This is a genomic window from Streptomyces sp. NPDC014623, from assembly GCF_043088245.1.
Lineage (GTDB): Bacteria > Actinomycetota > Actinomycetes > Streptomycetales > Streptomycetaceae > Streptomyces.
In genome coordinates, this window is the sequence record NZ_JBIBZU010000001.1 from 64672 (window position 1) to 78072 (window position 13401).

11 protein-coding genes are annotated in these 13401 nt (G+C 72.4%); 4 read left to right on the plus strand and 7 right to left on the minus strand.

Going from position 1 to position 13401, the window contains the following annotated elements; genetic code table 11:
- Nucleotide 1: 1 nt before the first annotated feature.
- Nucleotides 2-1480, minus strand: a complete 1479-nt coding sequence (locus ACF1FZ_RS00305; RefSeq protein ID WP_391771136.1) for a glycosyltransferase — start codon at nucleotides 1478-1480, stop codon at nucleotides 2-4.
- A 240-nt stretch (nucleotides 1481-1720) separates the two neighbouring features.
- Between ACF1FZ_RS00305 and ACF1FZ_RS00310 the strand changes: the two genes are divergently transcribed.
- Both ACF1FZ_RS00310 and ACF1FZ_RS00315 read left to right on the plus strand, forming a co-directional pair.
- Complete coding sequence (locus tag ACF1FZ_RS00310; protein WP_391771137.1) at nucleotides 1721-3841, plus strand: TPM domain-containing protein; 2121 nt, start codon at nucleotides 1721-1723, stop codon at nucleotides 3839-3841.
- 83 nt (nucleotides 3842-3924) lie between these two features.
- A complete protein-coding gene (locus tag ACF1FZ_RS00315; protein WP_391771138.1) occupies nucleotides 3925-4638 on the plus strand; it encodes a PspA/IM30 family protein in 714 nt (237 codons plus the stop codon).
- Between the two features lie 29 nt (nucleotides 4639-4667).
- Here ACF1FZ_RS00315 and ACF1FZ_RS00320 read toward each other — a convergent pair whose 3' ends face one another.
- The 5 genes from ACF1FZ_RS00320 to ACF1FZ_RS00340 form a co-directional block, all read right to left on the minus strand.
- Nucleotides 4668-7250 carry a SpoIIE family protein phosphatase gene (locus ACF1FZ_RS00320; protein WP_391771780.1) on the minus strand — a complete coding sequence of 861 codons (2583 nt, stop codon included), beginning with the start codon at nucleotides 7248-7250 and terminating at the stop codon, nucleotides 4668-4670.
- 193 nt (nucleotides 7251-7443) lie between these two features.
- Nucleotides 7444-7881, minus strand: coding sequence for an ATP-binding protein (locus ACF1FZ_RS00325; RefSeq protein ID WP_391771139.1), 438 nt, complete (start codon nucleotides 7879-7881; stop codon nucleotides 7444-7446).
- Between the two features lie 179 nt (nucleotides 7882-8060).
- Nucleotides 8061-8465 carry a (deoxy)nucleoside triphosphate pyrophosphohydrolase gene (locus tag ACF1FZ_RS00330; RefSeq protein ID WP_391771140.1) on the minus strand — a complete coding sequence of 135 codons (405 nt, stop codon included), beginning with the start codon at nucleotides 8463-8465 and terminating at the stop codon, nucleotides 8061-8063.
- Nucleotides 8466-8521: 56 nt separating this feature from the next.
- Nucleotides 8522-8704: a hypothetical protein gene (locus tag ACF1FZ_RS00335; RefSeq protein ID WP_033298025.1), complete on the minus strand. Its 183-nt coding sequence runs from the start codon at nucleotides 8702-8704 to the stop codon at nucleotides 8522-8524.
- Nucleotides 8705-9220: 516 nt separating this feature from the next.
- Entirely contained in the window at nucleotides 9221-9973 is a 753-nt protein-coding gene (locus ACF1FZ_RS00340; protein WP_391771141.1) for a GntR family transcriptional regulator, read from the minus strand.
- Nucleotides 9974-10256: 283 nt separating this feature from the next.
- Between ACF1FZ_RS00340 and ACF1FZ_RS00345 the strand changes: the two genes are divergently transcribed.
- Together ACF1FZ_RS00345 and ACF1FZ_RS00350 are read left to right on the plus strand one after the other, a co-directional pair.
- Nucleotides 10257-11612: a glycoside hydrolase family 18 protein gene (locus tag ACF1FZ_RS00345; protein WP_391771142.1), complete on the plus strand. Its 1356-nt coding sequence runs from the start codon at nucleotides 10257-10259 to the stop codon at nucleotides 11610-11612.
- Nucleotides 11613-11700: 88 nt separating this feature from the next.
- On the plus strand, nucleotides 11701-12816 hold the full coding sequence (locus ACF1FZ_RS00350; RefSeq protein WP_391771143.1) for a threonine synthase: 1116 nt from the start codon (nucleotides 11701-11703) through the stop codon (nucleotides 12814-12816).
- Between the two features lie 42 nt (nucleotides 12817-12858).
- Here the strand turns inward: ACF1FZ_RS00350 and ACF1FZ_RS00355 are convergent, their stop codons facing one another.
- Entirely contained in the window at nucleotides 12859-13341 is a 483-nt protein-coding gene (locus ACF1FZ_RS00355; protein ID WP_391771144.1) for a cupin domain-containing protein, read from the minus strand.
- Nucleotides 13342-13401: the final 60 nt, after the last annotated feature.

Sequence of the window (13401 nt, forward strand, 5' to 3'; positions counted from 1 at the left end):
GTCACCGGTCCTCGGAGGAGTGGACGGGCCGGTCGGGGAGCGGCCGGCCCGCCGGCCGGCCCTGCGGCGACGCCGCCCCGCCCGGTTCCGTCCCGCCCCGCGCCCGGGCGGCGGAGCGGCCCGACAGGATCGCCCACCGGGCCAGCAGGAAGGAGAGTGGCGTGACGAGGACGCCGGCGGCCAGGGCTGCCAGGTTCTTGTCCATGCCGAGCACGCCGACCGCCCCGTGAAGCAGGATGCCCGAGGCCACGAGGTTGACCGCGCTCGACAGGGGATAACGCAGGAACGCGTGCCACGTCGGCTTCGTCCGGCAGGTGACGCAGGAGTTGAGCAGGAACGAGCACACGATGCTGACGGCGTACCCGATGACATGCGCGGTCAGGTAGGGGATCCAGGGGTTGAGGGACGCGTAGACGCCGAGGTAGACCGCTGTGTTCACGCATCCGACCAGGAGGAAGCTGCCGAACTGGCGTGTGGTAGGGGTCCGGGCGGAGCCGGGGGCGTCCAGCCCGGCGACGAGCGGGGGCGGCGGCCGGTCCGCCGGTACCGGACCGTTCTCGTCGGTCTCCCGTACGACGTAGGGCGGACGGTGTTTGGCCTCGTGGTAGATGCGGCCCACGTATTCGCCGATGACCCCGAGTGTCACCAGCTGGATTCCGCTGAGCGCCACCACGGCGGTGAGCAGGGTGGCGTAGCCAGGTGTGTCCGCGCCGTGCAGCACGACGGTCACGACGGTCCACACCGCGTAGGCCAGCGCCGACAGGAAGATCCAGAAGCCGGTGTAGATGGCCAGGCGGAGCGGACGGTCGTTGAAGGACAGCAGTCCGTCGATGCCGTAGTTGAGCAGCCGCCTGCTCCCCCACTTCGAGCGGCCGGCCGCACGCTCGCTGTTGCGGTAGCGGAAGCTGACCGTGTCGAAGCCGACCCAGGAGAAGATCCCCTTGGAGAACCGGTTGCTCTCCGGCAGGGACAGGACGCTCTCCACCGCCCGTCTGGACAGCAGGCGGAAGTCGCCGGAGCCGTCGATGAGTTCCACGTCCATGCACCGGCGCACGACCGCGTAGTAGGTGCGGCTCAGCGCGCTGCGGATCACGCCCTCGCCGGAGCGGTCGCGTCGCGGGATGACCTGGTCGTAGCCGTGCCGGTGCAGCTCGAGCATGCGGGGGATCAGCTCGGGCGGGTGCTGGAGGTCGGCGTCCATGATCACCACGGTGGCCCCCCTGGACATGCGGAGACCGGCGAGCATGGCGGCCTCCTTGCCGAAGTTCCGGCTGAACGCCGTGTAGCGGGTCCGCCCGTCCTGCGTGGCGAAGGTGCTGAGCAGCAGCCGTGTACCGTCGCTGCTGCCGTCGTCCACGTAACAGATCTCGAAGGTCTCCCCCAGCCGCTCCAGGACGGCGAGCAGGGCCGCGTGGAAGGACCTGACGACCTCGGCCTCGTTGTAACAGGGCACGACGACCGACAGCTGGAGGTCGGTCACGCGGCACCTCCCGACGTCGTCCCCGGGCCCGCGCCCGCGCTGCCGGGCCCGCAGCGTTCCACCACAGTGGTCCGTCCACGGGCGAAGTCCCCCTTCATCCGGTGGCGGAGGCGCGAGCCGCCGTGCTCTTTCGCGCGAACGGCGCAGGGGCGGGGCGCGCGGACGGGCCCACGGGTGGTCTCACAGCACCGGCGGAGCACCGAGTCGCTGGACACGGACGGCGTACATATCATCGCAAAAGTGACATTCCCCGTATCCCTCGGCCGTGCCTCCTCACCCGTCAGGGCCCTGCTCACCTGCCTGCTCGCCGCCTTGTCCGCCGCGTGCTGGCTCCTCCTGCCCGCCTCGGTGAACGCCCGCGCCGACGACCCCGGGGAGCTGTCCCGGGAGGGGCAGGTCACCGACCGCGTCGGCGCTCTGGGCGGCCGGACCGGCCAGGTGGAGGCCGCTCTCGACCGGCTCTACGACGAGCACCGCGTCCAGCTGTTCGTGGTGTACGTCCGGGATTTCTCCGGTCGCGACGCCCGGACCTGGGCCGACGAGACCGCGAACCGCAACGGCCTCGGCAGGGAGGACGCGCTGCTGGCCGTGGCCACGCACGACCGGCAGTACGCCTCCTCCGTGGACCAGGAGTCGCGCCTGACCGATGCCCGGCTCGCGGACGTGGCGAGCACCGCCGTCGAGCCGGCTCTGAGGCAGAACGACTGGGCGGGAGCCGCGATCGGCGCCGCAGACGGCTACGCCGCGGTGCTCGCCGGTGACCCCGTCCCGGTCCCCGCCCTCACCCCGGGCGCTGCGGATCCCGGCAGCACCTCCGGCGACGGGACCTCGGCCGACCTGATCGTGCCCGTCGCCCTGGTCGTCGTCGCAGGGGTGGTCGCCGTGTTCGCCTTCACCCGCCGCAGACGGCGCACGAGGAGCCGGACGACTCCGCGGGCGGGCGGCGGCTGGGGCAGCGAGGCAGGACCGGCGGCCGCGCTGCCGGACCTGGACGCGCGGGCGAAGGAGGATCTGGTCGACACGGACGACGCCGTGCGCACCAGCGAGGAGGAGCTCGGCTTCGCCACGGCCCAGTTCGGCGAGGAGGCGGCGGCTCCGTTCGCCGAGGCCGTCCGGCACGCCAGGACCGGGCTGACCGCCGCCTTCCGGCTGCGGCAGCAGCTGGACGACGCCTTTCCCGAGGACGACGCGACACGCCGCCGCATGCTCGGCGAGATCATCAGCCGCTGCACGGAGGCCAACGAACGCCTGGACGCCGTGTCCGAGGACTTCGACCGGCTGCGCGCCCTCGAACGGACCGCCCCGCAGGCCGTCACCACCGCCGAGACCACGTACCGCGGCCTGATCGCACGCGTCTCCGCCTCGCGGACGGACCTGGACGCGATGCGGGGCCGGTACGCCGAGTCGGCGGCCGCGCCCGCCGCCGGGGACGTCGAACAGGCCGAGGACCGGCTGGTCTTCACCACCTCGGCCCTGAACCAGGCGCGCCAGGCTGTGGACAGCGGCGACAACGCGCGGGCCGCGGTGTACGTCCGTGCTGCCGAAGGGGCGATCGAACAGGTCTCCCTCCTCATGGACGCGGTCGAACGGCGGGCCGGGGAGCTGGCCGAGGCCGCGGAGAGGCTGCCGGGCGCGCTCACCGGGACGGAGACGGACCTGGCCGACGCCAGGGGACTGCTCGACGGCACTCCGGCGGGTGTGCCGACCGCGGATCTGCGGGGCAGGGTGGCCCGTGCCGAGGCGGTGGTCGCCGATGTGAGGGAAGAGCTCGGCTCCGGCCCCTACGACCCCGTCGACGCGTTGCGCAGGGTGGAGGAGGCCGACACGGCGCTGGACGAGGCGCTGGCCGGGGCCCGGGAGCAGGAGCACGGCAGCCGGCGGGCGCGTTCACTCCTCGATCAGGCGATGCTCACCGCACGGGCGGCGATCGGTGCCGCCGCGGATTACGTCACCACCCACCGGGGTGCGGTCGGCAGCCAGGCACGCACCCGGCTGGCGGAGGCGCAGCGCCGGTGGGAGAGGGCGGAGGAACTGGCCTCGGCCGACGACCCGCAGGGCGCCCTCGCCGAGGTACGGCGGGCGGACGCCCTGGCCACCGAGGCGCGGAGTCTGGCCGAGCAGGACGTGCGCGCCTACAGCGACCGGAGCGGCTTCGGCGGTCCGCGCGCCGGCGGCGGGGCGGGTGGCGCCGTGCTGGGCGGCATCCTCCTCGGCGGGCTGTTCGGCGGCGGACGGGGCGGAGGGCTCGGCGGCGGGTTCGGGGGCGGGTTCGGCGGGGCCGGGGGCGGGTTCGGCGGTGGGCCGGGCAGTTTCGGCGGCGGGGGCACCCGTGGCCGGCGGGGCGGCGGTGGCCGCTTCTGACGCAGGCCCGGACACGCGGCGCCGGACACCGGTTTCCGTACGACGGGATCACGTACGGGGGATTTCGCACAAGGAGAGGTGCCATGACCAAGCAGACCGTCCTCGGCCGCGTCACCCAGCTGGCACGGGCCGACATCAACGCCCTGATCGACCGGGCGGAGGATCCGCAGAAGATGCTGGACCAGTTGATCCGCGACTACACCGCCAACATCGCGGAGGCCGAGCAGGCGGTGGCCACCACCATCGGCAACCTCAGGCTGATGGAGGAGGACCACCGGGAGGACGTCGACGCGGCCCGGGAGTGGGGGCGGAAGGCACTCGCCGCCAGCAGGAAGGCCGACGAGCTGCGGGCCGCGGGGGCGGGGGTGGACGCCGACAGGTTCGACGACCTCGCCAAGGTGGCACTGGGCAGGCAGCTCCGGTCGGAGCAGGAGGCGGAGGCGGCCGAGCCGACGATCGCCTCGCAGACGGTGGTGGTGGACAAGCTGAAGTCGGGTCTCGTTCAGATGAAGGACAAGCTGACCCGGCTGAAGTCCGAGCGCGACGAGCTGGTCGCACGCGCCGCGTCCGCGCGGGCACAGAACCGGATGACGGACGCCGTCAAGAGCATCGACGTCCTGGACCCGGCCAGTGAGCTCGGCCGCTTCGAGGACAAGGTGCGGCGCGAGGAGGCGCGGGCGGTGGGCGAGCGGGAACTCGCCGCGTCGTCCCTGGACGCCCAGTTCGAAGAGCTGGACGGCCTCGGGGACAGCGCGGAGATCGAGGCCCGGCTCGCCGCCCTGAAGTCCACCGCGTGACCGTACGCCGCCTCGGGGCGCACACCCCGTCAGTACATGCTCATCAGCTGCTCCACGGAGAGTCCGGCGGCCGGCTCGCCGTCCGGCAGCGCCAGCTCGAACCACACGGTCTTGCCGCGCGGAGTGCGCCGTGAACCCCAGGCCGCGCTGAGCAACCCGACCAGTTGCAGCCCGCGGCCGCCCTCGTCGGTGTCGCGTGCGCGCCGGCGGCGCGGCTGGACGAGGCCGGAGTCCCACACCTCGCAGACGAGCGTGCGGTCGCGCAGGAGCCTGAGCCGTATCTCGCCCTCGCCGTAGCGCAGGGCGTTGGTGACGAGCTCGCTGACGAGCAGTTCGGTGGTGTCCACCAGGTCGTCCAGGTCCCACGCGGTGAGCTGTGCGCGCGCCAGCTCCCGGGCGCGGCCGACCGAGCGGAGTTCACGCGGAAGCCGCCAGTCACCCACCGCGTCCGGTGCGAGACCCTGGATACGGGCCATCAGCAGGGCGATGTCGTCCTCGCCGTGCCGGGTGTCGAGGGTTCTCAGGACGTGGTCGCAGACGTCTTCGAGCGGCTGCGACGGCTCGGTGAGGGCCTGCCGGAAGGTGTCGAGGCCCTCGTCGAGCGGATGGTCGCGGGACTCGACGAGCCCGTCGGTGTAGAGGGCCAGGAGGGCACCCTCCTTGAGCTCCACCTCGACCTCCTCGAAGGGTTCGCCGCCGACGCCGAGCGGCATGCCCGGCGGCACGTCGAGCAGCCGGGCGGCCTCGCCCGGCTCGGCGACCACCGGGGGGAGATGGCCGGCGTTGGCGAAGGTGCACCGCCGGGTGACCGGGTCGTACACCGCGTACACGCAGGTCGCCAGGTAGACCTCGGAGAGGTCGGCCTCACGTGACTTGTGGGCGGCACGCGAGGGCCACTGGGCGCCGCCGCCCGCGCCGAAGCCCTCGCTCCGCTCGCCGCCTCCCGGGGTGCCGAGCCCCCGGGCGACCTCGTCCAGGGCGGACAGGACCTCGGCGGGTTCCAGGTCCAGGAGCGCCAGCGTGCGTACGGCGGTGCGCAGTTCGCCCATGGCGACGGCGGCCCGCAGCCCACGGCCCATCACGTCGCCGACGACCAGCGCCGTGCGGTGGCCGGGCAGTTCGATCACGTCGAACCAGTCACCGCCGACCTCGGTGGCCGTGTTGCCCGGAAGGTACCGGCAGGCGATGTCCAGGCCCGCCGCCTCGGGGTCGCCCGGCGGGAGCAGGCTGCGCTGGAGGATGAGCGCCCGCTCGTGCTCCCGGCGGTAGAGACGGGCGTTGTCGATACAGACGGCGGCGCGGGCCGCGAGTTCGGTGGCCAGGGCCCGGTCCCGTTCGCCGAACGGCTCGCTGCCCTTGGCACGGGAGAACTGGACGAGACCGACGACGATGTCGTGCGCGACCATCGGCACGGCGAGGGTGGAGTGGACGAAGCCGCGTTCGTCGCCGGGCACGTCCTCGGCACGGCCGGTACGCAGGGCGACGGCACAGGGCGAGTGGAACGGGTAGCGGTGGACCGAGCCGAGGGCGGGCGGGCCCGTGCCCCCGTGAGCCTGTGCGCCGTCTCCCCCGCCGGAGCCGGTGAGGGCCCCCGGGAGCCCGTCGGACACGGCGCTGGCGTGGGCCACCCGGCGCATCTCCGCCGAGCCGGTGCCGGATTCCTGGTGGTGCCTGCCCCAGCTGGCGGGCGAGGCCTCCTCGCCGGTGAGCAGTCCCTGGAACAGGTCGACGGAGGCGAGGTCGCAGAAGCCGGGCACGGCGACGTCGAGCAGTTCCCGGGCGGTGGTCTCCAGGTCGAGGGAGTTGCCGATGCGTGCGCTGGCCTCGTTGAGCAGGGCGAGATTACGGCGGGCGCTGGCCGCCTCACGGGCGGCGATGTGCCGTTGTGTGACGTCGGTGGCCACCCCGGCGATGCCCACGGGACGCCCGGAGCCGCTGTGCACCCGGTAGAGGTTCATGGACCAGTGCCGGCGGCCTGTCGTCCCGGGCGGAGTGCCGACGAGCTGCAGGTCGGTGACGGCTTCACCGGTCTCCAGGACGCGCTCGAGCGTCATGGAGAGGCGTTCGGCCTCCGGGCGGGCCAGGTAGTCGTCCACCGTGCGGCCGCGGTGGTCGTCGGCCTCGCCGCCGAAGACGGTGGCGAACCGCTTGTTGGCCCGCACGACGGTGAAATCGGTACCGAACAGGACGAAACCGAAGGGAGATTGGCCGAAAATAGCCTGTGAGGCGGCGAGGTCCGTCTCCATGCGCCGCAGTGCCCGGACGTCCACGACGATACAGAGCGCGGCGCGCTCGCCGGTCTCCGTCTCGCTCGGCATGACGTAGATCTCGGCGAGCCCGCGCACCGCGTTCTCACCAGGGATCCGGAACGGGACGAGACCGGTCCACTCCTTGCCGTCCAGGATCTCGCCGACCCGCCCGTGGGCATCCGGGCGCAGCTCGGCGGGCATGAACGCCTCGACCGGGTCCTTGCCCACCACCTCGTCGGAGGTCATGCCGAAAAGACCGGCGGCCCGCCGGCTCCACTGCTCGATCAGCCCGTCGGGCCCGATCGAGAACGAGGCGACCCGGATGTGGTCATAGATCGAGCCGGGCGGACTGCTCTGCCACATGACGTCGCCCGCCGTCCCAGGTATATCGCTCACGCGACCGTCCCCTCCAGCTCACACACCGGACCGGTCCTGCCCGCAGTATTCAGCACTACGGGCCACACCGGCACGGCGTTCACGATCACAGCACGGTCTCAGTACCTTTCAGCCAGATCCTGCCCGACCTCCGGTGATCGCTGTGCGTCCCCTCCCACTCCTAACCGGGCAGAGCGAGCTCGAACCACACGGTCTTGCCGTTCCTGCCGCGCCGGGTCCCCCAGCTACGCGCGGAACAAGCCAGGAGCTGCAGTCCGCGACCGCTCTCGTCCTCGGGTCCGGCCGTGCGCTCGGTGGGCGGATCCGGAACCGGATCGGAGACTTCCACGAGCAGCCCCTGGCCGTCGGCGTGCATCCCGGGCGCGTCACCGTCGGAGTGCGGCCGCACGAGCCGGACACCGATGGGGCCGGAGGCGTAGCGCAGGGAATTCGTGACCAGTTCACTGACGAGCAGCACCGCGACGTCGCCCACCGCGGCGTCGAACCCCCAGTGGTGCAACGCGTCGCGGACCGCGTGCCTGGCGCTGCGCACGGAGCCCGGCTCCGCCGGAAAGCTCCACTCGGCACGATCACCTTCGGTATCGGTCACGCCGATCACTTCCCGGGGCCGGCAGCGGGGACGCACCCTGTTCGGAGGGCCTGATCGGCACATACCCGGTATTCAGCGCACCTTATCGCAGAGGGGAACCAATGGGGCGTACGGGTGCAAACCCCACACCGGTCCGGTAGGCGAGGACCGGCGCGTCACCCGCAGCAAGCGCTCGCGGCCCGTACGCCTCAGGCCCGGGAGGCTTCCCGCAGGCGGCGTACGGCTTCGGTCACGGCGGGCCGGTCCTGGTCCAGCCAGTCGACGGTGTCCGCGTCCTCCGGGGCGAGCCAGCGCAGCTCGTCGTGGTCCTGCAGCGGTCCGGGCTCACCCGAGAGCAGCCGGACCGTCCACACCCGGAGCACGAAGCCGGGCTTCAGCGGCCATTCCCCCGGGATGCGCTCCACGGGCTCGGCCTCCACGCCGAGCTCCTCCCTGAGCTCCCGCACGAGCGCCTGTTCGCCGCTCTCCCCCGGCTCCAGCTTGCCGCCCGGCAGCTCCCAGCGCCCGGCCAGCTCCGGCGGAGCGCTGCGGCGGGCAGCCAGCAACCGCCCGCCGCCGAAGACGGCCCCGGCCACCACGACGGAATCAGTCATGCGCCGGAGCCTAGCCGGTGACTCCCCGGCCGGGGCTCCCGCCCGGGTGAGAGCTCCTACGGGCGTGCGCTCCGGCTCGTCCGCTCCACCCAGTAGAGCTGCTTGTGCCCGTGACGGTCGAGGCCGTCCGCGATCTTCTGCGCCTCGTCCTGCGTCGCATAGCGGCCGACGCGGTACCTGTTGCCGTTGTCGTCCTGCCTGATCACCAGCCACGGGAGCACGGCACCACTGTCCGTCATACCGCTCCTCCCCAACATCCCGCCCCTCTCCCCGTCGGCGTGCACGTCCTTAAGAATCCCCAGGAAACCGCAGTACGCATATGCCCGAGCGTACGCCTGACCTTCACTCAGCGGATGCGTGTTTACACAAAGAGACACGCATCCGGCCATACCAAAGGGGGCGCACTCCCACGAATACGCCCCTTCGTACCCGGTCGGCCGACGCGCTGCCCCGCCCTCCGGTGAGCGGACACCTCACCCTGGCGAGCCTCGCCCGCCGAGCAGCACGAGGAGCGGGCCGGGCCCGGCCGGGCCGGACAGCCCGCGACGGCCGGCGCGGCCCGTCGGCCGAGGTGCGACGAAAAAGGGATGCGGGCCGAGACACGACAAACGACGGGCGGCGCCGATGATCCGGCCCGCCGGTCAGGTGCCGCGCGGGATCACCGCACCGCACCGCAGGAGGAGGACAAGCCCTCACTTCCACCGGTCACCGCGGCCGCCCCTCCTGCCGCCCTCGCTCCCCTCACCGCCCCGCGGTCACCTGACCGGAAGGTGGTAGGCAATGCGGTACCGGTCGGCGGGGACGACCACATCGGCCGTCTCCACCGCCCGCCCCGAGGCGTAGTACGTCCGCCCGATCACCATCACCACGTGGCCCGGCACCCCGCCGAGCGCCAGCAGTTCCTCCGCCAGCCCCGGGCGCGCGCCGACCTCCTCCACCACGTTGTCCACGACGACGTCGATCGCCGCCATGCGGTCGACCACGCCGCAGCCCCCCAGCGGCCCCTCCTCCGGAAGCATCACCGGCGTGCGCCCCGTGACGGCCAGGGGCTCCCAGGAGGTGGACAGCATCATGGGCTCACCCGCCTCGCGGAGGACGTACCTCGTACACATCACCCGGTCGCCGGGCTCGATCCCCAGCCGCCCGGCGATCTCGGCACTCGCCCCCTCCTGCTGACTGCGGGACTCCCAGGTCCCCCGTGCGCCTTCCGCCGTCTGCTCCTGGCGGAAGGGGTCGGTCCCCGCCCCGGGCCGGTAACCGGAACGGGCGATCCGGCGCGGGACCGGACGCGCTCGCACATACGTCCCGGAGCCCGACCGCCCCTCGACGAGTCCTTCGGCCATCAGGACCTTGCGCGCCTCCAGCGCCACGGTGTCCGAGACCCCGTACTCCTCGCGGATCCGGGCCTGGGAAGGCAGCCGGGCATGGGGTGGCAGCGCACCGTTGACGATCTTCTCCCTGAGATCGCTCGCCACGCGCAGATAGGCGGGCTGCTCACCGAAAGCCACAGGCCACTCCCAACGGGTTGACAGACAGCAACAGCGTGACAACCGTGGGTTGAATACCGCAAGCACGGGCCAGAGTTTCACCCGAAGTGATGATTCCCCGCCCACCAGCGCATACCCGACCCAGGTCCGCACCGAACACGCCCGGACCCTTGACCCCTTTTGGTCCAGACCAATACCTTCCTGTGCACAGCACAGCACGGCTCCCGCTGCCCCGCCGGCACCCGGAACACCCCCCTGGAACCCGCACCGGACCGACCCCGGACCACGCACAGGAACGAGCCCCATGCGCCGAAGAACCCTGACCGGACTGACCACAGCCGCCTGCGCCCTCACCCTGCTGGCGGGCCTCGCCCCCGCCGCCACGGCCGGCGGGACCGGCCACGACCGCGGTGCGGACCACCGCGACCGTGCGTACCGGACCGTCGGCTACTTCACCCAATGGGGTGTCTACGGACGCGACTTCCAGGTCAAGGACCTGGAGACCAGCGGTACCGCGGCCAAGCTCAGCCACATCAACTACGCCTTCGGCAACGTCAACGCCGAAGGCCGCTGCTTCACGGGCAATGTGCCCGGCGAGGCCGACGCCTGGGCCGACTACGCCCGTCCGCTGGATGCCGCCGGATCGGTCGACGGCGTCGCCGACACCGATACGCAGCCCCTGGCGGGCAATTTCAACCAGCTGCGCGAGCTCAAGGCCGCGCACCCCGGCCTCAAGGTGATGATCTCCCTGGGCGGCTGGAGCTGGTCCACCCACTTCTCGGACGCGGCCCGCACCGCCGCCTCCCGCAAGGCGCTCGTCTCGTCCTGCATCGACCTGTACATCAAGGGCGACCTGCCCGTGGACGGCGCCCGCGGAGGCGAGGGGGCCGCGGCCGGCCTCTTCGACGGCATCGACCTCGACTGGGAGTGGCCCGGTTCCGCCGGTGACGCGGACACGGTCTTCCGCCCGGAGGACAAGCGGAACTTCACGGCTCTGGTGCACGAGTTCCGCACCCAGCTCGACGCCTACGCGAAGAGCAGCCGGAAGGGCGGGGCCGGGCCGAAGCGCTACGAGCTGTCCGCCTTCGTACCCACGGCGCCCGCCAAGATCGACGCCGGGTTCGACGTGCCCCGCATCATGCGGGACTTCGACTTCGTCAACATCCAGGGCTACGACTTCCACGTCTCCGGCGAGACGACGACCGCCCAGCAGTCCGCGCTGTACGCCAAGGGCGACTTCAGCGTCGACCGGACGGTCCGTGACTGGATCAGACGCGGGGCCCCCGCCCGCAAGCTGGTGATGGGCCTGCCGTTCTACGGCCAGGGCTGGACGGGTGTCACCGGTGGGGGCGACGGGCTCGGTCAGCCGGCGGCGGCTCCCGCCCCGGCCACCTACGCCTCCGGCTACGAGGACTACAAGGCACTCAGGAAACTGGCCGGATCCGGGCAGTACACGGTGCACCGGGACACCCGCAACGGTCACGCCTGGCTGTTCGACGGCACGACCCTGTGGACGTACGACGATCCGCAGGTGCTGCGCGCCAAGACCTCGTACATCCGCGACCGCGGTCTCGGCGGGGCGATGTTCTGGTCGCTGGACGGCGACACGGACGACGGCGAGCTGATGACGGCGGTCGACCGAGGGCTGCGGCGGCGCTGAGCGGCGGTGAGGACCGCGCGGGACAAAGGCCCCGCGCGGTCCTCACCGGAACTGGATCGCGGGCGTGCCGGGGAAATAGATTCGGCGCATGACCGACATCCGCGTACCCCCAGCGGCGTACTTCTGCCCCCTGGACGGGTCCCGGGCCGGCTCGTCCGCCCTGACCTGGTGCTGCCCGGTCTGTGGAGGTCCCTGGGACCTCGACACCGGCGCACGCGCACCGGTCCGCCTCGACTCGCTGAGCGGTCGTGTCAATTCGCTGTGGCGGTACGAGGAGGCCCTCCCCCTCGCCGCCCCGGCCGTCTCCCTCGGTGAGGGGCGGACCCCCCTCGTCCGGCTCACGGACCAGGTCTCGGCCAAGCTCGACTTCCTGATGCCCACGCTCTCCTTCAAGGACCGCGGCGCGGTGATGCTGGCCGAGGTGGCCCGCAGGCTCTCCCCGGAACGGGTCGTCGTGGACAGCAGCGGCAACGCGGGGACGGCCGTCGCCGCGTACTGCGCCCGGGCCGGACTCCCGTGCACGGTCTACGTCCCCGAGGGGACGTCGCCCGAGAAGACCGGGCAGATCCGCGCCCACGGCGCCCGGCTGGAGACCGTGCCCGGCGGCCGTGAAGCCGCAGCGGCCGCAGCCAGGGCCGCCGCCGGTACACCCGGCACCTTCTACGCCTCCCACGTCTTCAACCCGTATTTCCTGCACGGCACGAAGACCTACGTCTACGAGATCTGGGAGGACCTCGGCGGTACCCTGCCGGACGCCATCGCCGTACCGGTCGGCAACGGCACCCTGCTCCTGGGCGCGGCCCTCGCCACCGCGGAACTCCTCGCCCACGGCCTGATCGACCGCCGCCCCGCCCTGATCGCCGTACAGGCCGAGGCCGTGTCCCCGCTGGCGGCGGCGTTCCGGGCGGGAGCCGACGGGCTGTCCGGCGCCCCGGACCGGGGGCGCCCCACCCTGGCCGAGGGGATCGCCGTCCCCCGGCCGCCGCGCGCCCGGCAGGTCCTCGCCGCCGTCCGGGAATCGGACGGCACCTTCCTGACCGTGACGGAGGAGCAGATCCGTGCGGCGCAGAAGGACCTGGCCGCCCGCGGCTTCTTCGTCGAGACGACCGGGGTCGCCTGCTGGGCGGCCGTGGGCGGCGTGACGGACCGGAGCGTGGTCGTCCCGCTCTGCGGGGCCGGCCTCAAGACGGGCCTCGCGCCTTGAGGCCGTTCCACGCCCCGGGCACCCGTGGCCTCCCGGCGTCCCTCAGCCCGTCCAGTACGTGTCGTGCTTGATGAAGAACTCCGCCCGCTCCTTCTCCGGCCAGTCGGCAACCTGCCCCACCGTCTCGAAGTACTCCTCCCTCGGCGCCCCCGGCGTGAAGAGCAGCAGCATCGACGCGGGCTCGTCGGAGTCGTTCCGGAACGCGTGCAGACCGCCCTGGGGCACGTACAGGAAGTCACCCGCCGTGGCATCGGTCCATCGCTCGCCGTCGTAGATCCGCACCGTCCCGTCGAGGATGAAGAACGACTCCGAGATCGTCCGGTGGAAGTGTTCGGCCGGGCCGCCCGCCCGGGGCCCCATGTTGACGCGGTACAGACCGAACTCGCCGTGCGTCGACTCCGTCGTCGCCAGGTAGTGGGTGCTGCCACCGCTGCGTGGCAGGAAGTCCGGGGCGGTGCCGGCCGGCCGGTACCGTGCACTGATCTCGCCCGCGCCGTCCGTGTACACGGGGTCCGGGTACGACATGCCGCTCTTCCTGCCTCCGGTCCCGGGACCGGTCCGCTCGTCCCGCGCGCCGGTACCGCA

Excerpts from the sequence above, each read along its gene's own strand:
- ACF1FZ_RS00315 (WP_391771138.1), top strand. The coding sequence starts at position 3,925 with ATGACCAAGCAGACCGTCCTCGGCCGCGTCACCCAGCTGGCACGGGCC.
- ACF1FZ_RS00320 (WP_391771780.1), bottom strand. The coding sequence starts at position 7,250 with ATGTGGCAGAGCAGTCCGCCCGGCTCGATCTATGACCACATCCGGGTC.
- ACF1FZ_RS00330 (WP_391771140.1), bottom strand. The coding sequence starts at position 8,465 with ATGACTGATTCCGTCGTGGTGGCCGGGGCCGTCTTCGGCGGCGGGCGG.
- ACF1FZ_RS00335 (WP_033298025.1), bottom strand. The coding sequence starts at position 8,704 with ATGACGGACAGTGGTGCCGTGCTCCCGTGGCTGGTGATCAGGCAGGAC.
- ACF1FZ_RS00345 (WP_391771142.1), top strand. The coding sequence starts at position 10,257 with ATGCGCCGAAGAACCCTGACCGGACTGACCACAGCCGCCTGCGCCCTC.
- ACF1FZ_RS00350 (WP_391771143.1), top strand. The coding sequence starts at position 11,701 with ATGACCGACATCCGCGTACCCCCAGCGGCGTACTTCTGCCCCCTGGAC.
- ACF1FZ_RS00355 (WP_391771144.1), bottom strand. The coding sequence starts at position 13,341 with ATGTCGTACCCGGACCCCGTGTACACGGACGGCGCGGGCGAGATCAGT.